Source organism: Vibrio sp. M250220 (genome assembly GCF_036533795.1).
Classification (GTDB): Bacteria; Pseudomonadota; Gammaproteobacteria; order Enterobacterales; family Vibrionaceae; genus Vibrio.
Genome location: NZ_JATABI010000231.1, coordinates 1 through 375, shown reverse-complemented (window position 1 = coordinate 375; position 375 = coordinate 1). Strand labels below are relative to the sequence as shown.

The 375-nt window shown below is 47.2% G+C and carries 1 pseudogene; it reads right to left on the bottom strand.

Going from position 1 to position 375, the window contains the following annotated elements:
- Positions 1-375, bottom strand: a pseudogene (locus QTN94_RS20570) (hypothetical protein); the annotation flags it as partial.

The following is a 375-nucleotide window of genomic DNA, read 5'->3' as shown; positions in this document are numbered from 1 at the left end:
CAGGCTCTACGGTTAAATCACCTTGTTTTTTACCTGACGCTATATAGCCCAGTTGTTGATGCTTTGAGGCTTGCCAGTTAAACGGCATGCTAACCAGTACCGTGATGGTATCCTCCGTACTACCGCCCAAATCTAATCGATAGGTGACGGGGCTTCCTTCTTCTTTTTTTTGGCTCCATGTGCCGTTCTGCTCATTAAGCATAACAGCTGGCTTCGCCTCAGTAGGGCCATAGCTATAAACTTGTTTGGGCTTACGCGTTATTTGTAAGCCAATCCGTTGGCCTATGGTAAATGCAGGCAAGGTCAACTCCAATTGCCATTGGTTGGTGCCAGTGTCCATCCATTGGGAAGGTTTTCGGTTAGGGACTGAGTTAA